Here is a 24,795-nt window from a genome sequence, read left to right as displayed (position 1 = left end):
ATTGCATCGAAAACGAAGCCCCCCGCTCAGCGCCCGCCCGCCTTCGGCACATTGTCCGACTGCTTCCCGCGCACGAGCTTCCACACCGCACCCAGCGCGACCGGCACAATCGCCGCGCCGATCCCGACCAGCACGATCACGTTCAGGTACTGGCGGATGAACGGAATGTTGCCGAAGAAATAGCCGAGCAGCACGAGCAGCAGCACCCACACCAGCGCGCCGATCACGTTGAACAACTGGAAGCGCGCGACGCTCATCGACGAAGCCCCCGCGACGAACGGCGCGAACGTGCGCACGACCGGGATGAAGCGCGCGAGTACGATCGTCTTGCCGCCGTGCTTGTCGTAGAACGAGTGGGTCTTCTGCAGCGCGGCGCGATCGAGGAACCGCTCGAGCACCGGGATATGCGTATTGAACACCTTCGGGCCAACCCAGCGGCCGATCAGGTAGTTCACGGTGTTGCCGGAAATCGCCGCGACGAGCAGCAGCACGATCAGCAGGCCGACGTTCATTTCGCCCGTGGCCGCGAACGCGCCACCGATGAACAGCAGCGAATCGCCGGGCAGGAACGGGAACACGACGAGCCCCGTCTCGCAGAACACGATCAGGAACAGGACAAGATAGACCCACGCGCCGTACTGCCGGATGAAATCGCCGAGGAAAGCGTCGATATGCAGGACAAGGTTGACGAAATGAAGCAGCGTATCCAAATGCGATTCCTCGAAGGCGATGGGGCCGGAACGGCCGAACAGGCCAGACATGGCCGAGGCGCCCGCCTGTCAAGGCGGCGCGTGCAACGGGGTGATGATACCGAAACTACCTTAAGGCTCCGTGAAAAAACGTAACGGCCGGCCCCGCCGGCACGCGTTCGCCGCCTCGCTATAATTCGGCCATGTCCGATATCACCGAAACGGCCGCGGGCGCCGCGCCCGCCCCCGCCGCGCGCCCGCTGCGCGCGATCCAGCCCCTGCCCGACCAGCTGATCAGCCAGATCGCCGCCGGCGAGGTCGTCGAACGCCCGGCGTCGGTCGTCAAGGAGCTGCTCGAGAACGCGATGGACGCCGGCGCGACGACGCTGCGCATCGTGCTCGAAGAAGGCGGCGTCAAGCGCATCTCGATCACCGACGACGGCTGCGGGATTCCGCCGGACCAACTGGCGCTCGCGCTGATGCGCCACGCGACCAGCAAGATCCGCTCGCTCGAGGAGCTCGAGGCAGTCGCGACGCTGGGTTTTCGGGGCGAAGCGCTCGCGTCGATCGCGTCGGTGGCCGAAATGTCGATCACGAGCCGGACGGCCGACGCCGCGCATGCGATGAAGATCGATGCGCAGACGGGCGTGCTGTCGCCCGCTGCCGGCTCGATCGGCACGACGATCGAGGTGCGCGAGCTGTACTTCAACACGCCCGCGCGGCGCAAGTTCCTGAAGAGCGAGCAGACCGAATTCGGCCACTGCCTGGAAATGATCCGTCGCGCGGCGCTCGCGCGGCCGGACGTCGCGATCTCGGTGCTGCACAACGGCAAGGCCGTCGAGCACTGGAACGCGACCGAGCCCGCGCAGCGCGTCGCGAAGATCCTCGGCGAGAGCTTCGCGACCGCGCACCTGCCGCTCGACGAGCAGGCCGGCCCGCTCGCCGTCTACGGCTGCGCCGGCCTGCCGACCGCGAGCCGCGGGCGCGCCGACCAGCAGTATTTCTTCGTGAACGGCCGCTTCGTGCGCGACAAGCTGCTGACGCACGCGGTGCGCGCGGCCTACGAGGACGTGCTGCACGGCGACCGCTACCCGTCATACGTGCTGTTCCTCGATCTGCCGCCCGAAGCCGTCGACGTGAATGTGCACCCGTCGAAGATCGAAGTACGGTTCCGCGATTCGCGCTCGATCCACCAGTACGTGTTCCACGCGGTCCAGCGCGCGCTCGCGCGCCACGCGGGCGCGTCGCCGGAAACCACCGCGGGCGGCCATGCCGCGCATCTCGAACCGGCCCCGCGCGGGCCGGCATCGTTCCTCGACACACCGCTCGGTCAGAGTCCGGGCGGCGCCGGCGGCATTGGCGGTAGCGGCTTCTCGTCGCCATCGTCTTCATCGTCGGCGGGCAACACCTGGATGCGCCAGGCGCGAATGACGCAGGGCACGCTGCCCGTCGCGCAGCCGCTCGCGCTCTACGACGCGCTGTTCGGCCGCAAGGACAGCGGCGCGGGCACGCCGGACGGCACGACGCTCATCGCCCGCGATGTGGCCGATTCGACCGACGCGCCGGCCGCGCCGCTGCCGGGCTTCGCCTCGGCGCCGCTCGCCGCCGGCGCGCACGACGAGCAGCCGCTCGGCTTCGCGCTCGGCCAGATCCACGGCATCTACGTGCTCGCGCAGAATGCGTACGGGCTCGTGATCGTCGACATGCACGCGGCCCACGAACGAATCCTGTACGAGCAGTTCAAGAACGCGCTCGCCGACCGCACGGTCGCCGTGCAGTCGCTGTTGCTGCCGATCTCGATGACGGCCACGCCGGTCGAGATCGGCACGGTCGAGGAAGAGCGCGACACGCTCGAATCGCTCGGCTTCGACCTCGCGGTGCTGTCGCCGACGACGCTCGCGATCCGCGCGGTGCCGGCGCTGCTGAAGGACGCCGACCTGCAGTCGCTCGCGCGCGCGGTGCTCGCCGACCTGCATGCGTTCGGCGGCTCGCGCGTGCTCACCGAGCGCCAGCACGAACTGCTCGGCACGCTCGCGTGCCATCACGCGGTGCGCGCGAACCGGCGCCTGACGCTCGACGAGATGAACGCGCTGCTGCGCCAGATGGAGGCGACCGAGCGCGCGGACCAGTGCAATCACGGCCGGCCGACCTGGTATCAGCTCACGCTGAACGATCTCGACCGTCTCTTCATGCGCGGGCAATGAGCGCTTCTTCGCAGTCCCGTCCGCAGTCCCGCCCGACGACGATCGCCTGCCTGCTCGGCCCCACCGCTTCCGGCAAAACCGCGGCGGCGCTGGCGCTCGCCGCGCGCCGTCCGATCGAGATCGTCAGCGTCGATTCGGCGCTCGTCTACCGCGACATGGATATCGGCACCGCGAAACCGTCGCGCGACGAGCGCGCGAGCGTGCCGCATCACCTGATCGACATCATCGACCCGGCCGACGCGTATTCGGCCGCGGAATTCCGCGCCGACACGCTCCGGCTGATCGGCGAGATCCTCGCGCGGGGCCGCACGCCGCTGCTCGCCGGCGGCACGATGCTGTACTACAAGGCGCTGACGCAAGGGCTCAACGACTTGCCGGGCGCCGACCCGGAAGTCCGCGCGGCACTCGACGCCGACGCCGCGCGCGACGGCTGGCCCGCGCTGCACGCGCGGCTCGCGCAGGTCGATCCCGACACGGCCGCGCGGCTCGCGCCGAACGATTCGCAGCGAATCCAGCGTGCGCTCGAAATCTTCATGCTGAGCGGGCAGCCGATGTCGGCGCTGCTCGCCGCGCCGCGCCGCACGGACGATGCGGCCGCCGCGTACCGCTTCGTGCCGGTCGCGCTCGAGCCATCGGACCGCGCGGTGCTGCACGCGCGGATCGCGCAGCGCTTCGACGCGATGCTCGACGCGGGCTTCATCGACGAAGTCGAACGGCTGCGGCGCCGCGACGATCTCCATCCCGACCTGCCGTCGATGCGTTGCGTCGGCTACCGGCAGGCGTGGGAATTCCTCGACGGCGATACCGACTACCGGACGATGCGCGACAAGGGCATCTTCGCGACCCGCCAGCTGTGCAAGCGCCAGATCACATGGCTGCGCGCGATGCCGGAGCGGATCGTGGTCGACTGCATCGCGCCGGATTCGACGGCCCGCGCGCTCGACGCGCTCGAACGCGTGCTCGACGGCCGCACGCCGGACTAGCCGCTCAGCCCGCCCGACGCGCCGCAAGGCGCGCGCGCGCGCCGTCGACGATCCATGCGATACCGCGCTCGAACGCTTCGTCGCCGCTGCGCTCGCGCAGCGCGGCCCAGCCTTGCGCGAACAACGGGTATTCGGCTGCATCCGGCAGCAGCGCATCGGTGTCGCCGTCCGGCCGCGCCTGCTCTTCCAGCACCCATCCGACCACGAAGCGCCCGATCGCGACCATCACGTCGACCGCCTCGTCCGGCTTGAAACCCGCTTCACCGAGCAGCGCGACCTTGCGTTCGATCGAACTGAAATGCAGCGCGCGCGGTCGCGTGCCGGCGTGCAGGCGCGCGCCGTCGCGATAGGCGAGCAGCGCGCGGCGAAAACTGCGCGCGTTCTCGGCGAGCCATGCATCCCATACGTCGCCTGGCCGCGGCAGCGACTCACCGTGGCGCTCCAGCATGATCGCCTCGGCCATCGCGTCGAGCAGCTCGGCCTTGTTCCTGAAATGCCAGTACAGCGTCGGCGACTGCACGCCGAGCCGCTCGGCGAGCCGCCGCGTGGACAGCCCGTCGATCCCCACCTCATCCAGCAATTCGAGCGCCGCGCGCAATACCGTGTCGCGCGTCAGTCGCGCGCCTGTGTCCTTCATCTCTATCACCGATAGGGAAACTGTGGAATACTGCGCACTCTATCATCGATAGAGTGATGCTCTTGAACCCGTCCCTGATTGCCATCCTGGCCACGGTCCTGCTCGACGCGATCGGCGTCGGGATCGTGATGCCGATCCTGCCCGGGCTGCTGCGCTCGCTCGCCGCCGCGGGCAGCACCGACACCCACTACGGCATCCTGCTCGCGCTGTACGCGTTCGCGCAGTTCCTGTGCGCGCCGCTGCTCGGCGCGCTGAGCGACCGTTTCGGCCGCCGCCCGGTGCTGCTCGCGTCGCTGGCCGGCGCCGCGCTCGACTATCTGCTGATGGCGCTCGCGCCGACACTCGCGTGGCTTTACGTCGGCCGGCTGATCGCGGGCATCACCGGCGCGAACGTCGCGGTCGCGACCGCGTACGTGACCGACGTGACGGCCGAGCCCGACCGCGCACGGCGCTTCGGCCAGCTCGGCGCGATGATGGGCATCGGCTTCATCGCCGGCCCGTTGATCGGCGGGCTGCTCGGCGTGCTGCATCTGCGTGCGCCGTTCGTCGCGGCCGCGTTGCTCAACGCGCTGAATCTCCTGCTCGTATGGCGCGTGCTGCCGGAATCGCGGCCGCGTTCTGCCCGCGAAGGCCAGGCGGTCGGCGCGCTCAACCCGTTCGCGAGCCTGCGCCGGCTGAGCGGCGCGCCCGCGCTCGCGCCGCTGGTCGGCATCTACGTGATCGTGGCGCTCGTGTCGCAGGCGCCAGCGACGCTGTGGATTCTCTACGGCCAGGAACATTTCGGCTGGTCGACGCCGGTCGCGGGGTTGTCGCTCGCCGGTTACGGCGCATGCCACGCGCTCGCGCAGGCGTTCGCGATCGGGCCGCTGATCGCGCGGCTCGGCGAGCGGCGCGCGCTCGCACTGGGCCTCGCGGGCGATGCGCTCGGGCTGGCGATCATCGCGTTCGCGACCGCCGGATGGGTGCCGTTCGCGCTGCTGCCGCTGTTCGCGGCCGGCGGCATGACGCTGCCGGCATTGCAGGCGATGCTCGCGCGGCAGGTCGACGATGCGCGCCAGGGCGAACTGCAAGGCACGCTGGCGAGCGTGGCGAGCCTGATCGGCGTCGCGGGGCCGCTGGTCGTCACCACGACCTACGCGGCGACGCGTGCGACCTGGCCGGGGCTCGTGTGGGCCGCGGCCGCGCTGCTGTACCTGCTCGTGCCGCCGTTGCTGGCCGGCGCGCGCCCGGCGAACGCGCCGCGAGCGTCCGCATAAGCGTCGGCGTGCGCCGTCGCGCTGAGCCCGCGACCGTCCGAAAAAAAACCGCCCGGATCGCTCCGGGCGGTTTTTCCTGCTGCATCTGTTTGCCGTGCGTCAGACCACGACCGTCTGCGCCTCGCCTTCGCGGGTCGCACGCACGGTGCCGATCTTCCACACCTGTTCGCCGGCGGCGGTCAGGTCGGCGATCGCTGCGTCGGCATCGGCCGCCGACACGATCACGGCCATGCCGATCCCGCAATTGAACACGCGGTGCATTTCCGCGTCGGCGACGCCGCCGTGCTCCTGCAGCCACTTGAACAGCGGCGGCAGCGGCCATGCCTTCTGGTCGAGCTCGGCGGTGAGGCCGTCGCGCAGCACGCGCGGAATATTCTCGACGAGGCCGCCGCCCGTGATGTGCGCCATGCCCTTCACCGACAGCTTCTGCATCAGCGCGAGCAGCGGCTTCACGTAGATGCGCGTGGGCGCCATCAGCGCGTCGGCCAGCGAGCGGCCATGGAAATCGGCGGACAGATCCGGGTTCGCGCGCTCGATGATCTTGCGCACGAGCGAGAAGCCGTTCGAGTGGATGCCGCTCGACGCGAGGCCCAGCACCACGTCGCCTTCGGCGATCGTGCTGCCGTCGATGATCTTGCTCTTCTCGACCGCGCCGACCGCGAAACCGGCCAGATCGTATTCGCCGTCCGGGTACATGCCCGGCATTTCGGCCGTTTCACCGCCGATCAGCGCACAGCCCGACAGTTCGCAGCCCTGCGCGATGCCCTTGACGACCGTGGCGGCCGTGTCGACGTCGAGCTTGCCGCACGCAAAATAGTCGAGGAAGAACAGCGGCTCGGCGCCCTGCACGAGGATGTCGTTGACGCTCATCGCGACCAGATCCTGGCCGACGGTGTCGTGTTTGTTCAGATGAAACGCGAGCTTGAGCTTGGTGCCGACGCCGTCGGTGCCCGACACGAGCACGGGCTCCTTGTACTTCTTCGGCACTTCGAACAGCGCGCCGAACCCGCCGATGCCGCCGAGCACGCCGTCGCGCAGGGTTTTCTTCGCAAAAGGCTTGATCTTGTCGATGAGCGCGTCGCCTGCGTCGATGTCGACACCTGCGTCGCGATAGGACAGACCCTGAGCGTCGGGAGCGGATTTCGGAGGATTCATGGGGGAATGCGAGAAGGTCGGTAAAATGCGATTTTACCCGAAGCCGGCCCGTTGGCCGGAATTCCCAGCACCGAATCGTCAGGGATTGCATCTTGGTCAACACGTCCCCGTTTTCATCGCCGGGCGAAGCGCGCCGAAACCCGCGCCGCGCCGCCGTGCGTACGGTCGCGCGTGAAGCCAGCCGAGGCGCCTTCCCCCGCGCGTGCCCGGCGTACGGCGCGCGTTTTTTCAACCGATCCGCATTGTGACTGCTGTGTCCCGTCAACTGACGCTCGATCTCGGCACGCCGCCGCCCGCCACGTTCGACAACTTCATCATGAGCGACGAGAACGACGAGCTCGTCACGCGCCTGCAGAAGCTCGATCTCGCGCTCGCGGCCGGCCCCGTGCCGGACCGGTCGTTCTACATCTGGGGCGAGCCGGGCAGCGGCCGCACCCACCTGCTGCAGGCGCTCGTGAGCGACGCGTCGTACGGCTATGCGCGCTACCTGACGCCGCAGAGCCCGCTCGGCGCGTTCACGTTCGACCCGCGCATCGGCATCTATGCGATCGACGACTGCGACCGGATGAGCGACACGCAGCAGGTCGCGCTGTTCAATCTGTTCAACGAAGTGCGCGCGCACCCGTCGAGCGCGTTCGTCGCGGCGGGCCCGGCGGCGCCGCTCGCGCTCGACGTGCGCGAGGATCTGCGCACGCGCCTCGGCTGGGGGCTCGTGTTCCACCTGTCGCCGCCGTCCGACGCCGGCAAGATCGCCGTGCTCAAGCTCGCGGCGAAGGAGCGCGGGATCGCGCTCACCGACGACATCGCCGCGTACCTGCTGACCCATTTCCGCCGCGACATGCCGAGCCTGATGGCCCTGCTCGACGCGCTCGACCGCTTCTCGCTCGAGCAAAAGCGAGCGGTCACGCTGCCGCTGCTGCGCCGGATGCTCGCGCGTCCCGGCGACGACATCACACCACCGGGCACGGGCCTGAACCGCTTCGAGTAAAATGCGCTTCCATGACTAATCTGGCACTCTTTGACCTCGATCACACGCTGATCCCGACCGATAGCGACCACGAATGGGGTCGCTTCATGGTGAAGCTCGGCATCGTCGACGCGGAAAGCTTCTCGCGTCAGAACGACCAGTTCTTCGCCGACTACAAGGCCGGGCAGCTCGACATCCATGCGTACCTGTGCGCGATGCTCACGCCGCTCGCGAAGTATTCGCGCGCGCAGCTGGCCGAATGGCACGAGCAGTACATGCACGAGGTGATCCGGCCGGCGATGACGCCCGCCGCGCTCGAACTGGTACGCAAGCACCTCGATGCAGGCGACCTGTGCTGCGTCGTGACGGCGACCAACGAATTCATCACGCGCCCGATCGCGACCGCGTTCGGCGTCGACACGCTGATCGCGTGCGAGGTCGAAACGACCGACGGGCATCCCGATTCGCCGTACACGGGCCGGCCGACCGGCACGCCGAGCTATCGCGAAGGCAAGATCGTGCGCACCGAAGCCTGGCTCGCGTCGCTCGGCAAGCATTGGGACGACTTCGAACACAGCTATTTCTACAGCGACTCGCACAACGACATCCCGCTGCTCGAGAAAGTCACCGACCCGATCGCGACCAACCCTGACGACACGCTGCGCGCGCATGCAAGCAACCGCGGCTGGCATATCCTCGATCTCTTCTGAACGTCGTGATCAAAAAATTCATTCGCAAGCTCCTCGGCCAGGACGAAACCGAGCAAACGCATCCCGCAGCGGCCCCGGCCGACGAAGCGGCCCCTGCTGCCCCGCGCGCCCCGAAGGGCGCCCGCGGCGGCGGCGCGAAGAGACCGCGCAGCAACCATGAGCCGACCGTCGTGCCGGCCAGCGTGCACGGCATCAACCCGGCGCTGATCTCGAAGAACGCGGTGCGCGTGACCGACACGCTGCAGCAGGCGGGTTTCCGCGCGTTCATCGTCGGCGGCGCCGTGCGCGACCTGCTGCTCGGCATCGCGCCGAAGGATTTCGACGTCGCGACCGACGCGACGCCGACCGAGGTGCAGCGCCTGTTCCGCCGCGCGCGCCTGATCGGCCGCCGCTTCCAGATCGTCCACGTGCAGTTCGGCCAGGACCTGATCGAGGTGTCGACGTTCCGCGCGCTGGTCGACGCGCCGCCCGAGGCGGCCACGGCCACGGCCGAGCCGCCGCGGCGCCTGAAGCGTGACGAACTCGATCGCCGCACGCATGCGGTCGACGCGAGCGGCCGCGTGCTGCGCGACAACGTGTGGGGCGAGCAGCACGAGGACGCCGCACGCCGCGACTTCACGATCAACGCGATGTACTACGACCCGTCGACGCAGACGGTGCTCGACTACCACGACGGGATGGCCGACGTACGCGCCCGCCTGTTGCGGATGATCGGCGATCCGGCCACGCGCTTTCGCGAGGATCCGGTGCGGATGCTGCGCGTCGTGCGCTTCGCGGCGAAGCTCGGCTTCGAGATCGAGCCGCATACGCGCGAGCCGATCCACGCGCTCGCCGACCTGATCAACAACGTGCCCGCCGCACGCCTGTTCGACGAAATGCTGAAGCTGCTGCTGTCGGGCCACGCGCTCGCGTGCCTGCAGCGGCTGCGCAAGGAAGGCCTGCATCACGGGCTGCTGCCGCTGCTGGACGTCGTGCTCGAACAGCCGCAGGGCGAGAAATTCATCACGCTCGCGCTGAACAACACCGACGCGCGCGTGCGCGCCGGCAAGCCGGTGTCGCCGGGCTTCCTGTTCGCGACGCTGCTGTGGCACGACATGCGCCAGCGCTTCGAGCAATACACGGCCGCAGGCGAAATCCCGGTGCCGGCGCTCCATCGCGCGATGGACGACGTCCTCGACATGCAGACCGAGAAACTCGCGATCCACAAGCGTTACTCGGCCGACATGCGCGAGATCTGGGGCCTGCAGTTGCGCCTCGAGAAGCGCTCGGGCCGCAGCGCGATGCGGCTGCTGGAACACCAAAGGTTTAGAGCGGGGTATGATTTCCTCCTGTTACGCTGCGAATCCGGCGAGCTCGATGCGGAAGTCGGACAGTGGTGGACGGATTTCATCGAAGGCGACGCGGCCGCTCGCGAGGCATTGCTCACGCAGGGCGGCTCGAAGGAAAAATCGCCCCGCAAGCGGCGCCGCCGCGGCGGTGCGCGAAACCGCCAGCAGGGTGAGAGTGCCGCCGAGCAGGCGCCGGACACCGCAGGCGGTACCGCGAGCGGTTCCGACGACTGACGCGCGCGCCGGCGAACGACGTAGGAAGTGATGCCATGACGGTTGCATATATCGGACTGGGGGCGAATCTCGGCGATGCGCGCCAGACCCTGAAGGACGCGGTGGTGTGCCTCGCGCAGCAGCGCACCATCTCGATCCTCGGCAAGTCGAGCCTGTATCGCACGGCGCCTTTCGAAGCGGGCGGCGACGACTACTACAACTGCGTCGTCAAGCTCGACACGACGCTGTCGGCCCGCGAGCTGCTCGCGCTCTGCCAGAAGATCGAACATCACTTCGGCCGCGAGCGCCCGTATCGCAATGCGCCGCGCACGCTCGACCTCGACATCCTGCTGTTCGGCGCCGATTCGATCGACGAACCCGACCTGATCGTCCCGCACCCGCGCCTCACCGACCGCGCATTCGCGCTCGTGCCGCTCGTCGAGATCGAGCCGGCGCTCGACATCCCCGCGCGCGGCCGTGCCGACGCCTTTCTCGCCGCCGTCGCGGATCAGCGCGTCGAAAAGGTGCAAACCTGCCAGTGCCTGATGCAGAAGGCGCTCGCTGCCGGCGAAGACGCCGACAAGACCCGCTGCCGATGAACTCGACTCCGCTGACCGTCACCGCGCCCGACCTGCGCGCCCCGCACCGCTATCTCGTGATCGAAGGGCCGATCGGCGTCGGCAAGACGTCGCTCGCGCGCCTGCTCGGCGAGCGCTGGTCGATGCAGACGCTGCTCGAGCGCCCGCAGGACAATCCGTTCCTCGAACGCTTCTACCGCGACACCGCGCGCTACGCGCTGCCGGTCCAGCTGTCGTTCGCGCTGCAGCGCGCGCAGCAGGCGCGCGAGCTGATCGGCGCGCTCGAAACCGGCCGCCCCGTCATCGCCGATTTCATGCCGCAGAAGAACGACATCTTCGCGCGGCTGAACCTGCCGGAAGACGAGTGGCAGCTGTATCGCTCGGTCGCCGCGCACGTCGACGTGCCGCAGGCGCCGTCGCCCGATCTCGTCGTCTATCTGCAGGCCAGCCCCGAAGTGCTGTTCTCGCGCATCCAGAAGCGCGGGCTGCCGATGGAACTGCAGATCAGCGACGCATACCTGCGCTCGCTGGTCGACGCGTACAACGAATTCTTCTACCACTACGACCGCACGCCGGTGCTGACGGTCGCAGCCGAACACCTGAACCCGCTGGATTCCCCGGAAGATCTCGCCCTGCTGGTCGAGCGCATCGAGACGATGCGCGGCCGCAAGGAATTCTTCGTCAAGGGCGAGACGACGCGCTGACGCGTCCCGCCTGTCGTTCTACCCCCATCGACCCGGATTTCCCATGACCTATCTCCAGGAATCGAGCCGGCCTGCCGTGACGGTACCCAAGCTGCAGGCAATGCGCGACGCCGGCGAGAAGATCGCGATGCTCACCTGCTACGACGCGAGCTTTTCCGCGCTGCTCGATCGCGCCGGCACCGACGTGCTGCTGATCGGCGATTCGCTCGGCAACGTGCTGCAGGGCCACACGACCACGCTGCCCGTGTCGATCGACGACATCGCGTACCACACCGCCTGTGTCGCACGGGCGCAGCCGCGCGCGCTCGTCGTCGCCGATCTGCCGTTCGGCACGTACGGCACGCCGGTCGACGCGTTCGCGAACGCGGTCAAGCTGATGCGCGCGGGCGCGCAGATGGTCAAGCTCGAAGGCGGCGAATGGCTCGCCGACACGATCCGCTTCCTCGTCGAACGCTCGGTGCCCGTCTGTGCGCACCTCGGCCTCACGCCGCAGTCGGTGCATGCGTTCGGCGGCTTCAAGGTTCAGGGCAAGACCGAGGCCGGCGCCGCGCAACTGCTGCGCGATGCGCGCGCGATCGAGGATGCCGGCGCGCAGCTCGTCGTGCTCGAAGCCGTGCCGACGCTCGTCGCGGCCGAAGTCACGCACATGCTGAAGATCCCGACGATCGGCATCGGCGCCGGCGTCGACTGCTCGGGGCAGGTGCTCGTGCTGCACGACATGCTCGGCGTATTCCCCGGCAAGCGGCCGCGTTTCGTGAAGGATTTCATGCAGGGGCAGCCGAACATCCAGGCGGCCGTCGAAGCCTACGTGAGCGCGGTGAAGGATCGGTCGTTCCCCGGCCCCGAACACTCGTTCTGACGTGGAAGACCGGATGTAAAAAAGCGCGGCGCCCTTTGCGGGGCGCCGCGCTTTTTCGTTTGTGCGCCGCGTGGATGAACGAGTTCGTGGCACCGGAGCAAGCATACGGCGCCCGCTCCGTCACCTCGTCACTTCAGCACCGCGTCGAGCGCACCGCGTCGAGCGCACCGCGCAGCGCATTGGTCAGCAGCAGCCCCTGCGCGCGTGCGAGATCGTCGCGCGTCACGACGCGCTCCACGGCCCCGAATGCGGGATCGTCGAGCAGCACCCCGCGCATCACGCCCGGCAGCACGCCGGACGCCAGCGGCGGCGTCACCCACTGGCCGTCGAGCTTCACGAACAAGTTCGAGCGCCCGCCTTCCGTCACCTCGCCGCGCTCGTTGACGAACAGCATGTCGAACCCGCCGAGCGCCTCCGCCGCCTGCCACGCGCGGTCGTATTCGGCCCGGCGCGTGGTCTTGTGCAGCAGCAGTGCATCGCTCGCGCGGGTCGGCGCGAAGCCGTGCGCCGACGCAAGCAGCACACCGACCGGCCCCGCCGGCAGCGGCTTGAGCGGCGCCGCCGTGATGTCGAACGTGCCGTCCTTCGCCAGCGCGAGCTTCATCCGGTACGCGCCGTCGCCGTCGAGCGCCGCACAGCGCGCATCGATCTCGCTGTGTAGCGAGTCAGCATCGAAGCGGAAGCCGAATGCATCGGCGCTGCGCTGCAGCCGCGCGAGATGACGATCGAGATGGCGGATGCCGTCCGCCCGCGTGGCGGCCGTCGTTTCGAACAACTGGAAGCCGGGGTCGGCGTCCGTCAGGAATCGCGCTTTCAATTCGCACTCCGCATATTCGTCGGCCGCGACGCTGTCGAGCACGATGCCCGCGCCGACGCCCATCGTGCCGCGCCGCCGGCCGACGGTGGCGGTGCTCGTGCCGTCCGCGCCGTCCGTGTCGTTGCTGTCGACGTCGACCGCATCGAGCGTCAGCGTCCGGATCGCGACCGACAGGCAGAAATCGCCGCAACCGGCCACGCCGCCGGACGCTGTTGCGCCTGCCTGCCCTGCCTCGTCCTTCGGCGCATCGAGCCAGCCGATCGCACCCGTATAGAGCCCGCGCGGCGTCGACTCGATCGCGTCGATCAATTCCATCGTCTTGTACTTCGGCGCACCGGTGATCGATCCGCACGGAAACAGCGCGCGCAGCATCTGCGCGAACGTCGTGCCGTCGCGCCAGCCGGCTTCGACCGTCGACGTCATCTGCCACACCGACGCATACGGCTCGACGGAGAACAGCGCCGGCACCTTGACGGTGCCCGTGCGCGCGATCCGCGACACGTCGTTGCGCAGCAGGTCGACGATCATCACGTTCTCTGCGCGATTCTTCGGATCGCTCGCGAGGAACGCGGCGGCCGCCGCGTCTTCACCCGGGTCGGCCGAACGCGGCGCGGTGCCCTTCATCGGCCGCGCGCGCAGCACGTCGCCCTGCTTCTCGACGAACAGCTCGGGCGAGCACGATACGACCCACGCGCCGCCGGGCAGCGCGATCAGCGCGCCGTACCGCACGGGCTGGCGCGCGCGCAGCCGCCGGTACAGCGCGAGCGGCGTGCCGAACACGTCGAAATTCAGCCGGTACGTGTAGTTGACCTGATACGAATCGCCCGCGCGCAGCGCGTCGTGCACCGCGCCGATCGCCGCGTCGAACGCATCGCGCGACACGCTCTTCGCGACATGCGCGACACCCGCGATCGACGGCGTTCCGCCCCCGTCCTGCTGCGCGAGCCACGCGTCGACTTCGTCGCGCGACAGCCGCTCGCAGCGCGCATACAGCAAAAAGCGCAGCGGGGCATGGCCCGGCTGCGCCCGTTGCAGGTTGCGTCCGAATGCGTAATCGCCGACGACGACCGCATGCAGCCCGTCGCGCAGATCCTGCGCGAGCGCCGCATCGATGGCGTCGAGCTGCGCCGGGTCCGTGCACACGCGTTCGCGCACGAAGCCCGAATACAAACGACTCGACCGCGCGGACGCGGTCGAGTCGCAATCGTCCAAGAGCGCGAACGACGCGCTCTCGTTGCCTTCAGTCATGCCGTTACTCGAAGAAGCTCTTCACACGGTCGAACCAGCTTTTGCTCTGCGGGCTGTGCCGCGCACCGCCTTCGGCCAGCGACTTCTCGAACTGCTTGAGCAGGTCGCGCTGCTGGTCGGTCAGCTTCACGGGCGTCTCGACCTGCACGTGCACGTACAGATCGCCCGCGATGCTCGAGCGCAGCCCCTTGATGCCCTTGCCGCGCAGGCGGAACGTCTTGCCCGACTGCGTGCCTTCCGGCACCGGGAACGACGCACGGCCGGCCAGCGTCGGCACCTCGATCTCGCCGCCGAGTGCGGCGGTCGTGAACGGGATCGGCATCTGGCAGTGGAGATCGTCGCCGTCGCGCTCGAACACCGAGTGCGGCTTGATGTGGATCTCGACGTACAGGTCGCCCGGCGGCCCGCCGTTGATGCCCGGCTCGCCGTTGCCGGCCGAGCGAATGCGCATCCCGTCGTCGATCCCGGCCGGGATCTTCACTTCGAGCGTCTTGGTTTCCTTCACCTTGCCCGACCCGTGGCAATGCGCGCACGGCTCGGGGATATAGGTGCCCGTGCCGTGACACTTCGGGCAGGTCTGCTGGATGCTGAAGAAGCCCTGCGACATGCGCACCGTGCCCTGGCCATGACAGGTCGGGCAGGTTTCCGGCTTCGTGCCGGGCTTCGCGCCCGACCCGTGGCAGACTTCGCACGACACCCAGCTCGGCACGCGGATCTGCGTGTCGTAGCCGTGCGCGGCCTGCTCGAGCGTGATTTCCATGCTGTAGCGCAGGTCGGCGCCGCGGTACACCTGCGGGCCGCCGCGGCCGCCGCGCGCGGCACCGCCCGCGGCCTGGCCGAAGATGTCGCCGAAGATGTCGCCGAATGCATCCGCGAAGCCGCCGAAACCCTGTGCGCCCGCACCACCCATGTTCGGATCGACGCCCGCGTGGCCGTACTGGTCGTACGCGGCCCGCTTCTGACCATCCGAGAGCATTTCATAGGCTTCCTTCACCTCCTTGAAATGCTCTTCCGCATCCTTGCTGTCCGGATTGCGGTCAGGGTGATACTTCATCGCAAGCTTGCGATATGCCTTCTTGATTTCGTCGTCGCTCGCATTCTTCGCGACGCCCAGAACCTCGTAGTAATCCCGTTTCGCCATATCGATTCACTGTGCCGCCACGCATCGCGCACGCGGCGGCTCCTTTCGCCCGCAGTAAAGTCTCTCGACTCGTCTGGCGCTGCACCGTCCGCGGACGGCTCGCGCAGCACCCGCCAAAAAACAAATGTGCCCGGAGGGCCGCAAGGCCCGCCAGGCGTGGAGTCGATCCGGCCATCCGGAAGGAAAGACAGACCGCTTGTCAGCCGCGCCGCGCGCGTTTTCGCGCGCGCGGCGTACGGTGTCGTTGCAACCCGGCTTAGTCCTTCTTCACTTCCTTGAACTCGGCGTCGACGACGTCGTCGGCAGCCTGTTGCGCACCGCCCGCGTGGGCCGCGCCTTCCGCCGCACCGGCCGCGCCGGCCGCACCCGCCTGCTGGGCCTGCATGTCGGCGTACATCTTCTCGCCGAGCTTCTGCGAAACCTTGCCGAGTTCCTCGACCTTCGCGTCGATCGCCGCCTTGTCGGCCGACGTGTCCTTCAGCACTTCTTCAAGCGACTTCAGCGACGCTTCGATGGCTTCCTTCTCGCCCGCGTCCAGCTTGTCGCCGTACTCGGTCAGCGCCTTCTTCGTGCTGTGCACCAGCGCGTCGCCCTGGTTGCGCGAATCGGCCAGCTCGCGCAGCTTGTGGTCTTCCGCTGCGTTCGCTTCCGCGTCCTTGATCATCTGGTCGATTTCAGCCTCGGACAGGCCCGAGTTCGCCTTGATCGTGATCTTGTTTTCCTTGCCGGTCGCCTTGTCCTTCGCGCCGACGTGCAGGATGCCGTTCGCGTCGATGTCGAAGGTCACTTCGATCTGCGGCACGCCGCGCGGTGCCGGCGGGATGCCTTCGAGGTTGAACTCGCCGAGCAGCTTGTTGCCCGCTGCCATTTCGCGTTCGCCCTGGAACACCTTGATCGTCACGGCGCCCTGGTTGTCGTCCGCCGTCGAGTACACCTGGGCGTGCTTCGTCGGGATCGTCGTGTTCTTGTTGATCATCTTCGTCATCACGCCGCCGAGCGTCTCGATACCGAGCGACAGCGGGGTCACGTCGAGCAGCAGCACGTCCTTGCGGTCGCCCGACAGCACCTGGCCCTGGATCGCCGCGCCGACCGCGACGGCTTCGTCCGGGTTCACGTCACGGCGCGGATCCTTGCCGAAGAACTCCTTCACCTTCTCCATGACCTTCGGCATGCGCGTCTGGCCGCCGACCAGGATCACGTCGTCGATGTCCGACACCTTGACGCCTGCGTCCTTGATCGCGATGCGGCACGGTTCGATCGTGCGCTCGACGAGGTCTTCCACCAGCGCTTCCAGCTTCGCGCGGGTGATCTTCAGGTTCAAGTGCTTCGGGCCCGACGCGTCCGCCGTGATGTACGGCAGGTTGATTTCGGTCTGCTGGCCCGACGAGAGCTCGATCTTCGCCTTTTCAGCGGCTTCCTTCAGGCGCTGCAGCGCGAGCACGTCCTTCGACAGGTCGACGCCCTGCTCCTTCTTGAACTCGCCGATGATGTAATCGATGATGCGCTGGTCGAAGTCTTCGCCGCCGAGGAACGTGTCGCCGTTGGTCGACAGCACTTCGAACTGCATTTCGCCGTCGACGTCCGCGATCTCGATGATCGACACGTCGAACGTGCCGCCGCCGAGGTCATACACGGCGATCTTGCGGTCGCCCTTCTCGACCTTGTCGAGGCCGAACGCGAGCGCGGCTGCGGTCGGCTCGTTGATGATCCGCTTGACTTCGAGGCCCGCGATGCGGCCAGCGTCCTTGGTCGCCTGGCGCTGGCTGTCGTTGAAGTACGCCGGCACCGTGATCACGGCTTCCGTGACCGGCTCGCCGAGGTAGTCTTCGGCCGTCTTCTTCATCTTGCGCAGCACTTCAGCCGACACCTGCGGCGGCGCGAGCTTTTCGCCGTGCGCTTCGACCCATGCATCGCCGTTGTCGGCCTTGATGATCGAGTACGGCATCAGGCCGATGTCCTTCTGGACTTCCTTCTCTTCGAAACGGCGGCCGATCAGGCGCTTCACGGCGAACAGCGTGTTCTTCGGGTTGGTCACCGACTGGCGCTTGGCCGGCGCGCCGACGAGCACTTCGTTGTCGTCCATGTACGCGATGATCGACGGCGTGGTGCGCGTGCCTTCCGAGTTCTCGATGACCTTGACCTGGTTGCCTTCCATGATGGCGACGCACGAGTTCGTGGTGCCGAGGTCAATACCGATGATCTTTCCCATTTTTTCCTAATCTCCAGAAATGCTTGTTTGCTGCACGAAACGCCGCGTTTTTGGGCGGTTTCGCACGCCAGAATTCAACTCTGTTCCCGAAATGCGTCCGCCCGATCCGTTTTCAAGACCCGACGAGCGATGCGGATATTAAATTTTTTCAATCGCCGCCGGCTAGCGGATCGTGCGGGCCGCCAGTGCGCTCGCCGGCCGGGACAGCGGCCGCCGCGGCGATCTTCGCGCGCGCCGCCGCGACGGCCGCCTGGAACTGCGCGAGGCCGTGCCAGCCGGTCGCGCGGCCCAATCGCTTGCCGCGGTGGAAGAAGAACCACGTCGGCACGCCGTGCAGCCCGAAGCGGCGCCCCAGCTCATGGTGTTCGTACACGTTGCAATGGAACCACTTCAGGCCCAGCGCGCGGATCGCGTCGGGCTGGGCGAGCATCGCCTTCTTCGCGATCTCGCAGTTGAAGCAGTCGACGCCCCAGAAGAACACCACGGCCAGCGCATCGCCCGCGCCGTCGATGGCCGCGTCGAACGTGCCGGCGTCGAGCGCCTGCATGTCGAACGCGTCGAACGCGGCCGGATCGACGCCGCCGGGCACCATGTCGGCCGCCTTACTTCGGCTGGGCAACGGTGACGAGCGCCGGGCGCAGCACGCGGTCGGCGATCGTATAGCCCTTTTGCAGCACCGAGACGACGGTGTTCGGTTCCTGCTCGGCCGGCACCATCGAAATGGCCTGGTGCTGGTGCGGATCGAACTTCTCGCCGATCGGGTTGATCGCGACGACGCGGCCCTTCTCGAGCGCGCTCGTCAGCTGGCGCAGCGTCAGCTCGACGCCTTCGCGCACCTTCGCGATGTCGCCGGAGGTATCGTTGACGGCCGCTTCCAGGCTGTCCAGCACGGGCAGCAGGTGTTCCGCGAAGCTCTCGATCGCGAACTTGTGCGCCTTCGACACGTCGTCCTGCGCGCGGCGGCGCACGTTCTCGGTCTCGGCCTTCGCCCGCAGGAAGCTTTCCTGGAGCTCGGCGACCTTGGCTTGAGCCTCCGCGAGCGCCGCGTCGGCAGCTTCGGCAGCGGGTGCGGCGCCTTGCGCCGCCTGCTTCTCGCTGCCGATGTCTTCGGCCGATGGGGTAGTCGGGTTCTCTTGCGTGTTTTCCATGTCGCTGAAAGTCGATTAGAGGTTGAAGCCAAATCGGCAACCGTCGGACGTATACCCGACGGCACCGCACATTACTGGTGCAAATAAGGGCGAAAACTGCAATTTCAAGAGGGTCTTTCGCCGGCATTCGCCAATGCCGCGAAATAACCGCGCACTTTCCGGTGCAGGCGTCGCATAGTCCGCCGGATCGGGCGAAACGGCCTGTAACAACGCTTACCGGGCAAGTACTAGCTCCGCACAGGCCGGCTGCACTACACTCCATTCAAGCGTCGGAAAGCGTGTTTACCCTGAGCTGACCGTCGCCTGACATCCACCTGGCGCCGTTTTCACCCTTGTTCTCGAGGGGAGTACCGTGAAACTGACCTTTGCGATATCGGTGGTCGCGCTGGTACTCATTGCCGGCACCACCACCATCTGTCTGTCGGGAGCCGTCACCGACCGCACGACCGAATACGGAAGCGCGCGGGCGACGTTCGACCAGATGTTCAGCTCCCACCAGAAAATCTGTCGATGATGCGCCGGTCGCGCTTCGTCGGCCGGCCGTGCAGTTCGGCCGCCGGCTCGCGATACGTGCGGCGCCGCTCCAGTTCGGCGAGCCGCGCGGCCCGCCCCGCTCCCGTTTCAGCGTAGAGCGTCTGCGCGACGCTCGCAGGTCCGCGCACGTCGCACACGCCCAGCACGGCAATGTGCCAGACCATGCCGTCGATCGCAATCTCCACCTCGTCGCCGACCCGCACGTCCTTCGACGGCTTGACCGCCGCGCCGCCGATCTTCACGTGCCCCTTGTCGACCGCATCGGTCGCGAGCGAGCGCGTCTTGAAGAACCGGGCCGCCCACAGCCATTTGTCGATGCGCAGCTTCGCGCCCGGCTCCGTGGAAATCTTGTAGTTCATGTCAGTCTCCGCCGGGCCGCCCTGCAAAGGCCGGCCGCGCCTTCGGGCGGCAGCGGGTGCAGTGGACGCGGCAGTCGTTTCATCTCAGTTGACCGGTTCGGGCTGCGCAGCCTTGACGGGCCAGCCCTGCAGATTCTCCGCGACGATCTCGCCGAGCGCACCGATCCACGCGGACGCGCCGTTCAGGCACGGAATGCGGTGGAAGGTCTTGCCGCCGCCGGCGAGGAACTCGTCGCGCACCTCCATGCCGATTTCCTCGATCGTCTCCAGGCAATCGGCCGTGAAGCCGGGACAGAACACGTCGGCGCGCCGCACGCCGGCCTCGCCGAATTCGCGCAGCGTCGGCGCGGTGTACGGCTGCAGCCATTCGGCCTTGCCGAAGCGTGACTGGAACGTGACGCGGCATTCGGTGGTCGATAACCCCAGCGCGGCCATCAGCAACGCGCCCGTCTGCTGGCACTGGTCGTGATACGGGTCGCCGAGATCGAGCGTGCGCTTGGGCACACCATGGAAACTCAGCACCAGCTTGTCGCCGGCCGCGAAATCGGGCCGGCCGTGCTGCGCCCAGTACTGGCGCACCTGCTCGGCCAGCGCGTGGATATAGGCCGGATGGTCGGCGTAGTGCCGCACCGTGCGCACTTCCGGCTGATTGCGCATGCGCGCCAGCGCGTCGAACGCGGCATCGAAGGCGGTGGCCGTGGTCGACGCCGAGTATTGCGGATACATCGGCATCAGCAGCACGCGCTCGACGCCGGCACGCTTGAACTGCGCGAGCGCATGCGAAATGTTCGGGCTGCCGTAGCGCATCGCGTAGTCCACCATCACGTGATAGCCGTTCGACGTGAGCAGATGGCGCACGCTGTCGGTCTGGCGCTCGGTGTACACGCGCAGCGGCGAACCCTCGGGCATCCAGACGGCCGCGTATTTCTTCGCGGACGCGCGGCCGCGCAGCGGCAGGATCAGCGTGCGCAGCAGCACCTGCCAGACGGCCTGCGGGATTTCGACGACCCGCGGGTCCGACAGGAATTCGGCCAGGTAGCGCCGTACCGCGCGCGGCGTGGGCGCGTCGGGTGTGCCGAGATTGATCAGCAGCACACCGATGCGATGGGCGGCCGCGACGCTCGAAGGCGGCTCAAGATCGAAACGCATGGGCAAGAACGTGCTCGAGGCACGGGACCGGACGGTCCTCGATTATAGCGGGCCGCCCCGTGCCGTTCGGCCGACTGTCGCCGCAAACGGCGGCGCGGCACGATAGCGGGGCGGGATCGGGCAGGCGATTGTCCGCCACCGCCGACGGGTCACCGGTTATTGCTGGCTCAGCGTGAGCGACAGCAGGCGCGCGGTGATGTCGACGATCGGGATCACGCGGTTGTACGCCATCCGGGTCGGGCCGATCACGCCGAGCGTGCCGACGATCTGCCCGTTCACCTCGTACGGCGCGGTGACGACGCTCATTTCCTCGATCGGCACGAGCGTCGATTCGCCGCCGATGAAGATCTGCACGCCCTGGGCGTGGCTCGACACGTCGAGCAGTTGCAGGAGGCCCGTCTTTTGGTCGAATACGTCGAACAGCTTGCGCAGCCGCGCCATGTCGGAAGAAAGATCCGCCACTTCGAGCAGGTTGCGCTCGCCGGAAATCAGCACGGTGTCCTCGGTGTCGGGCACCTCGGTGCTGGCCGTCACGGCCGCGTGCATCAGCGTCGTCATGTCGCCGCGCAGCTGGTCGATCTCGTCGCGCAGGCGGCGGCGCACCTCGTCGAACGACAGGCCGGCGAAATGCGCATTGATGTAGTTGGACGCCTCGGTCAGCTGCGACGGCGAATAGTCGCGCGGCGTCGCGAGCATGCGGTTCTGCACGTCGCCCTCGGGCGTGACGATGATCAGCAGGATGCGCTTGTCGGACAGGCGCATGAACTCGATCTGCTTGAACACGTGGCTGCGGCGCGGCGTCAGCACGACGCCCGCGAACTGCGACAGGTTCGACAGCACGCTCGCGGCGGCCGCGACCACCCGCTGCTGCGGCTCGCCGGCCTGCAGCGTGTTCTGCACCTGGCGCGCGACGGCCTCGGCGTCGATCGGCGCCTCGACCGTCAGCATCGTATCGACGAACAGCCGGTACCCGCGCGGCGTCGGCACGCGGCCGGCCGACGTGTGCGGGCTCGACACGAGGCCGAGCTCCTCCAGGTCGGACATCACGTTGCGGATCGTCGCCGGGCTCAGCTCGAGCCCGGAGTAACGGGACAACGTGCGCGAGCCGACCGGCTGACCGTCGGCGATATACCGTTCGATCAGGGTTTTCAGGAGGGTTCGTGCGCGAGGATCTAGCATGGTGGAAAATTTTAGCGCAACCGCGCGACTGCGGCGAGTACCGTCGGCCACCGTTGCGCGGGGCGGCCCGATCCGGCCCCCTCGGCGCACAGCCGGTTCTTTTCGTCAACGAGCTATGGTGTAATGCCGGCATGAAAACCGGTAATCAGTTCAAGACTGTCGCGCTCGTCGGCCGGAGCAACACGCCCGGCATCGCCGAACCGCTCGCCACGCTGGCGGACAGCATCGCCACGCTCGGCTTCGAGGTCGTCTTCGAAGGCGATACCGCGCGCGAAATCGGCATCGCCGGCTATCCGGCGCTCACCCCGGCCGAAATCGGGGCACGAGCGGACGTGGCGATCGTACTCGGCGGCGACGGCACGATGCTCGGCATCGGCCGCCAGCTCGCGCCGTACCGGACCCCGCTGATCGGCATCAACCACGGGCGGCTCGGCTTCATCACCGACATCGCGGCGTCCGACATGCAGGCGCTCGTGCCGGTGATGCTGGCCGGCAAGTTCGAGCGCGAGGAGCGTTCGCTGCTCGAGGCGCGGATCGTGCGCGACGGCGAACCGATCTACCACGCGCTCGCGTTCAACGACGTCGTCGTGAACCGCAGCGGCTTCTCCGGGATGGTCGAGCTGCGCGCGTCGGTCGACGGCCGCTACATGTACAACCAGCGCTCGGACGGCCTGATCGTCGCGACGCCCACCGGCTCGACCGCGTACGCGCTGTCGTCGGCCGGCCCGATCCTCCATCCGCAGCTGGCGGGCGTCGTGCTCGTGCCGATCGCGCCGCACGCGCTGTCGAACCGGCCGATCGTGCTGCCCGACGATTCGAAGATCGCGATCCAGATCGTCGGCGGCCGCGACGTCAACGTGAACTTCGACATGCAGTCGTTCACGTCGCTCGAACTGAACGATACGATCGAGGTGCGCCGCTCGAAGCACACGGTGCCGTTCCTGCACCCGATCGGCTACAGCTACTACACGACGCTGCGCAAGAAGCTGCACTGGAACGAACACGCATCGAACGAAGACGACAAGGCGTCCTGACGCCGCTGCTCCCGACACCATGCTCCGCCACCTCTCGATCCGCGACTTCGTCATCGTCGCCGCGCTCGATCTCGAATTCGACAGCGGCTTTTCCGTCTTTTCCGGCGAAACCGGCGCCGGCAAATCGATCCTGATCGACGCCCTCGCCCTCGCGCTCGGCGAACGCGCCGACGCGAGCGTCGTGCGCACCGGCTGCGGTCGCGCCGACATCACGGCCGAATTCACGCCGCACGACCGCGTCGCGCGCTGGCTCGACGAACACGCGTTCGACGCCGAGGACAGCGTGATGCTGCGCCGCGTGATCGACGCGAACGGCCGTTCGCGCGCATTCATCAACGGCACCAGCGCGACGCTCGCGCAACTGCGCGAACTCGGCGAGATGCTCGTCGACATCCACGGCCAGCACGCGCACCAGCTGCTGATGCGGCCCGACGCGCAGCGCGAGCTGTTCGACACGCATGCGGGGCTCGTCGCCGATGCCGGGAACGTCGCGCGCGCGTGGCGCGTATGGCGCGACGCGACGCAGGCGATCGACGCCGCGAAGGCGCACGAGCGCGAGCTGCAGCTCGAGCGCGAAAAGCTCGCGTGGCAGCTCGCCGAACTCGACAAGCTCGCGCCGCAAGCCGGCGAATGGGACGAAGTCAGCAACGAACACAAGCGCCTGTCGCATTCGGCGAACCTGATCGAAGGCGTGCGCGGCGCGCTCAACGCGCTGTCCGAGTCCGACGACGCGATGCTCGCGCAGCTCGGCGCGATCGTGTCCAAGCTGCGCAGCCTGGCCGACTACGACACCGCGCTCGGCGATGCGCTCGCGTCGCTGGAGCCGGCCGAGATCCAGTTGCAGGAAGCCGTCTACTCGCTGTCGCACTACGCGCAGCGCGTCGATCTCGACCCGGAGCGGCTCGCGCAGGTCGAAACGCGTCTCGACGCGCTGCACTCGACCGCCCGCAAGTTCCGGCTGCCGCCCGACACGCTGCACGAAGAGCATGCGGCGCGCCGCGCGCAACTTGCCGCGCTCGACGCGGCCGCCGATCTCGGCGCGCTCGAAGCGGCGCAGGCCAAGGCGCGGGAAGCCTATCTCGCCGACGCCAAACGCCTGTCGAAGGCGCGCGCGCAGGCCGCCAAGGCGCTCGGCACGGCCGTCACGGCCGGCATGCAGGAGTTGTCGATGGCGGGCGGGAGCTTCGAAGTCGCGCTCGTGCCGCTCGCCGACGGCGGCCCGCACGGGCTCGAACAGGTCGAGTTCCGCGTGGCCGGGCACCCGGGCGTGCCGCTGCGGCCGCTCGCGAAGGTCGCATCAGGCGGCGAGCTCGCGCGGATCAGCCTCGCGCTCGCGGTGATCGCCAGCGCGGCGAGCCCGACGCCGACGCTGATCTTCGACGAAGTCGACACGGGGATCGGCGGCGGCGTCGCCGAAGTGGTCGGCCGCCTGCTGCACCAGCTCGGGCGCGACCGCCAGGTGCTGTGCGTGACGCACCTGCCGCAAGTCGCCGCGCGCGGCGACCATCATTTCCAGGTCGCGAAAGGCGCCGACGAGCGCGGTGGCACGGTGTCGTCGGTCGTCGCGCTCGACAAGGCGAGCCGCGTCGAGGAAGTCGCGCGGATGCTCGGCGGGCTGGAAATCACGGCCACCACACGCAAGCACGCGAAGGAAATGCTGGCGGCCTGACGCTGGCACCGCGTTGGCCGAATGC

Annotated in this window: 23 protein-coding genes; 12 read left to right on the top strand and 11 right to left on the bottom strand. The window is 68.0% G+C overall.

Going from position 1 to position 24,795, the window contains the following annotated elements:
- Positions 1–26 precede the first annotated feature (26 nt).
- Positions 27–710, bottom strand: a complete 684-nt coding sequence (locus tag JMF86_RS03440) for a DedA family protein (protein ID WP_174389351.1) — start codon at positions 708–710, stop codon at positions 27–29.
- 182 nt (positions 711–892) lie between these two features.
- On the opposite strand from JMF86_RS03440, the gene mutL reads away from it, so the two are divergent.
- Both mutL and miaA read left to right on the top strand, forming a co-directional pair.
- Entirely contained in the window at positions 893–2,893 is a 2,001-nt protein-coding gene (gene mutL, locus JMF86_RS03435) for a DNA mismatch repair endonuclease MutL (RefSeq protein WP_201316721.1), read from the top strand.
- A complete protein-coding gene (miaA, locus tag JMF86_RS03430; RefSeq protein ID WP_201316720.1) occupies positions 2,890–3,876 on the top strand; it encodes a tRNA (adenosine(37)-N6)-dimethylallyltransferase MiaA in 987 nt (328 codons plus the stop codon). Before mutL ends, miaA begins: the two co-directional genes overlap by 4 nt.
- A gap of 4 nt (positions 3,877–3,880) precedes the next feature.
- On the opposite strand, the gene tetR is transcribed toward miaA, so the two are convergent.
- The gene (gene tetR, locus JMF86_RS03425; RefSeq protein ID WP_124677474.1) at positions 3,881–4,513 is read right to left on the bottom strand and encodes a tetracycline resistance transcriptional repressor TetR; all 633 of its coding nucleotides are present in this window, start codon (positions 4,511–4,513) and stop codon (positions 3,881–3,883) included.
- Between the two features lie 62 nt (positions 4,514–4,575).
- On the opposite strand from tetR, the gene tet reads away from it, so the two are divergent.
- Positions 4,576–5,769: a Tet(A)/Tet(B)/Tet(C) family tetracycline efflux MFS transporter gene (gene tet / locus JMF86_RS03420; RefSeq protein ID WP_374039632.1), complete on the top strand. Its 1,194-nt coding sequence runs from the start codon at positions 4,576–4,578 to the stop codon at positions 5,767–5,769.
- A 99-nt stretch (positions 5,770–5,868) separates the two neighbouring features.
- Here tet and purM read toward each other — a convergent pair whose 3' ends face one another.
- Positions 5,869–6,924: a phosphoribosylformylglycinamidine cyclo-ligase gene (gene purM / locus JMF86_RS03415; RefSeq protein ID WP_053524349.1), complete on the bottom strand. Its 1,056-nt coding sequence runs from the start codon at positions 6,922–6,924 to the stop codon at positions 5,869–5,871.
- Positions 6,925–7,177: 253 nt separating this feature from the next.
- On the opposite strand from purM, the gene hda reads away from it, so the two are divergent.
- The 6 genes from hda to panB are packed head-to-tail and all read left to right on the top strand — an operon-like array spanning position 7,178 to position 12,283.
- A complete protein-coding gene (hda, locus tag JMF86_RS03410) occupies positions 7,178–7,912 on the top strand; it encodes a DnaA regulatory inactivator Hda (RefSeq protein ID WP_235348462.1) in 735 nt (244 codons plus the stop codon).
- Positions 7,913–7,923: 11 nt separating this feature from the next.
- Entirely contained in the window at positions 7,924–8,601 is a 678-nt protein-coding gene (locus JMF86_RS03405; protein ID WP_201316717.1) for an HAD family phosphatase, read from the top strand.
- 5 nt (positions 8,602–8,606) lie between these two features.
- Entirely contained in the window at positions 8,607–10,163 is a 1,557-nt protein-coding gene (gene pcnB, locus JMF86_RS03400) for a polynucleotide adenylyltransferase PcnB (RefSeq protein ID WP_201316716.1), read from the top strand.
- 35 nt (positions 10,164–10,198) lie between these two features.
- Positions 10,199–10,741, top strand: a complete 543-nt coding sequence (gene folK / locus JMF86_RS03395; RefSeq protein ID WP_006476832.1) for a 2-amino-4-hydroxy-6-hydroxymethyldihydropteridine diphosphokinase — start codon at positions 10,199–10,201, stop codon at positions 10,739–10,741.
- Positions 10,738–11,424: a deoxynucleoside kinase gene (locus JMF86_RS03390; protein ID WP_174434807.1), complete on the top strand. Its 687-nt coding sequence runs from the start codon at positions 10,738–10,740 to the stop codon at positions 11,422–11,424. The genes folK and JMF86_RS03390 overlap by 4 nt, the downstream gene beginning before the upstream one ends.
- Positions 11,425–11,467: 43 nt before the next feature.
- The gene (gene panB / locus JMF86_RS03385; protein WP_006476834.1) at positions 11,468–12,283 is read left to right on the top strand and encodes a 3-methyl-2-oxobutanoate hydroxymethyltransferase; all 816 of its coding nucleotides are present in this window, start codon (positions 11,468–11,470) and stop codon (positions 12,281–12,283) included.
- A 133-nt stretch (positions 12,284–12,416) separates the two neighbouring features.
- On the opposite strand, the gene JMF86_RS03380 is transcribed toward panB, so the two are convergent.
- From JMF86_RS03380 to grpE, 5 genes are all read right to left on the bottom strand, one after another.
- Positions 12,417–14,348, bottom strand: coding sequence for a chorismate-binding protein (locus tag JMF86_RS03380; RefSeq protein WP_201316715.1), 1,932 nt, complete (start codon positions 14,346–14,348; stop codon positions 12,417–12,419).
- A gap of 4 nt (positions 14,349–14,352) precedes the next feature.
- Entirely contained in the window at positions 14,353–15,489 is a 1,137-nt protein-coding gene (gene dnaJ / locus JMF86_RS03375) for a molecular chaperone DnaJ (protein ID WP_053524347.1), read from the bottom strand.
- A 256-nt stretch (positions 15,490–15,745) separates the two neighbouring features.
- Positions 15,746–17,698: a molecular chaperone DnaK gene (gene dnaK / locus JMF86_RS03370; RefSeq protein WP_006476838.1), complete on the bottom strand. Its 1,953-nt coding sequence runs from the start codon at positions 17,696–17,698 to the stop codon at positions 15,746–15,748.
- Positions 17,699–17,846: 148 nt separating this feature from the next.
- Entirely contained in the window at positions 17,847–18,290 is a 444-nt protein-coding gene (locus tag JMF86_RS03365) for a thioredoxin family protein (protein ID WP_201316714.1), read from the bottom strand.
- Positions 18,291–18,300: 10 nt separating this feature from the next.
- Entirely contained in the window at positions 18,301–18,846 is a 546-nt protein-coding gene (gene grpE, locus JMF86_RS03360) for a nucleotide exchange factor GrpE (RefSeq protein WP_006476840.1), read from the bottom strand.
- 352 nt (positions 18,847–19,198) lie between these two features.
- On the opposite strand from grpE, the gene JMF86_RS03355 reads away from it, so the two are divergent.
- Positions 19,199–19,360, top strand: coding sequence for a hypothetical protein (locus tag JMF86_RS03355; protein WP_006476841.1), 162 nt, complete (start codon positions 19,199–19,201; stop codon positions 19,358–19,360).
- Here JMF86_RS03355 and JMF86_RS03350 read toward each other — a convergent pair.
- From JMF86_RS03350 to hrcA, 3 genes are all read right to left on the bottom strand, one after another.
- Positions 19,332–19,739 (bottom strand): RNA-binding S4 domain-containing protein, encoded by a 408-nt coding sequence (locus tag JMF86_RS03350; protein WP_201316713.1) that lies wholly within the window; start codon positions 19,737–19,739, stop codon positions 19,332–19,334. The two genes, JMF86_RS03355 and JMF86_RS03350, sit on opposite strands and share 29 nt — an antisense overlap.
- A gap of 84 nt (positions 19,740–19,823) precedes the next feature.
- Positions 19,824–20,888: a ferrochelatase gene (hemH, locus tag JMF86_RS03345; protein WP_027810726.1), complete on the bottom strand. Its 1,065-nt coding sequence runs from the start codon at positions 20,886–20,888 to the stop codon at positions 19,824–19,826.
- Between the two features lie 156 nt (positions 20,889–21,044).
- Positions 21,045–22,067 carry a heat-inducible transcriptional repressor HrcA gene (gene hrcA, locus JMF86_RS03340; protein ID WP_011544637.1) on the bottom strand — a complete coding sequence of 341 codons (1,023 nt, stop codon included), beginning with the start codon at positions 22,065–22,067 and terminating at the stop codon, positions 21,045–21,047.
- Between the two features lie 131 nt (positions 22,068–22,198).
- Between hrcA and JMF86_RS03335 the strand changes: the two genes are divergently transcribed.
- Together JMF86_RS03335 and recN are read left to right on the top strand one after the other, a co-directional pair.
- A complete protein-coding gene (locus tag JMF86_RS03335) occupies positions 22,199–23,101 on the top strand; it encodes an NAD kinase (RefSeq protein WP_011544636.1) in 903 nt (300 codons plus the stop codon).
- A gap of 19 nt (positions 23,102–23,120) precedes the next feature.
- The gene (recN, locus tag JMF86_RS03330; RefSeq protein ID WP_201316712.1) at positions 23,121–24,770 is read left to right on the top strand and encodes a DNA repair protein RecN; all 1,650 of its coding nucleotides are present in this window, start codon (positions 23,121–23,123) and stop codon (positions 24,768–24,770) included.
- Positions 24,771–24,795 lie beyond the last annotated feature (25 nt).

Origin of the sequence: Burkholderia sp. E168m15 (assembly GCF_016586105.1) — a bacterium.
GTDB lineage: Bacteria > Pseudomonadota > Gammaproteobacteria > Burkholderiales > Burkholderiaceae > Burkholderia > Burkholderia orbicola.
The sequence above is the reverse complement of the archived record's forward strand: the minus strand, read 5'-3'. Positions and strand labels throughout refer to the sequence as shown.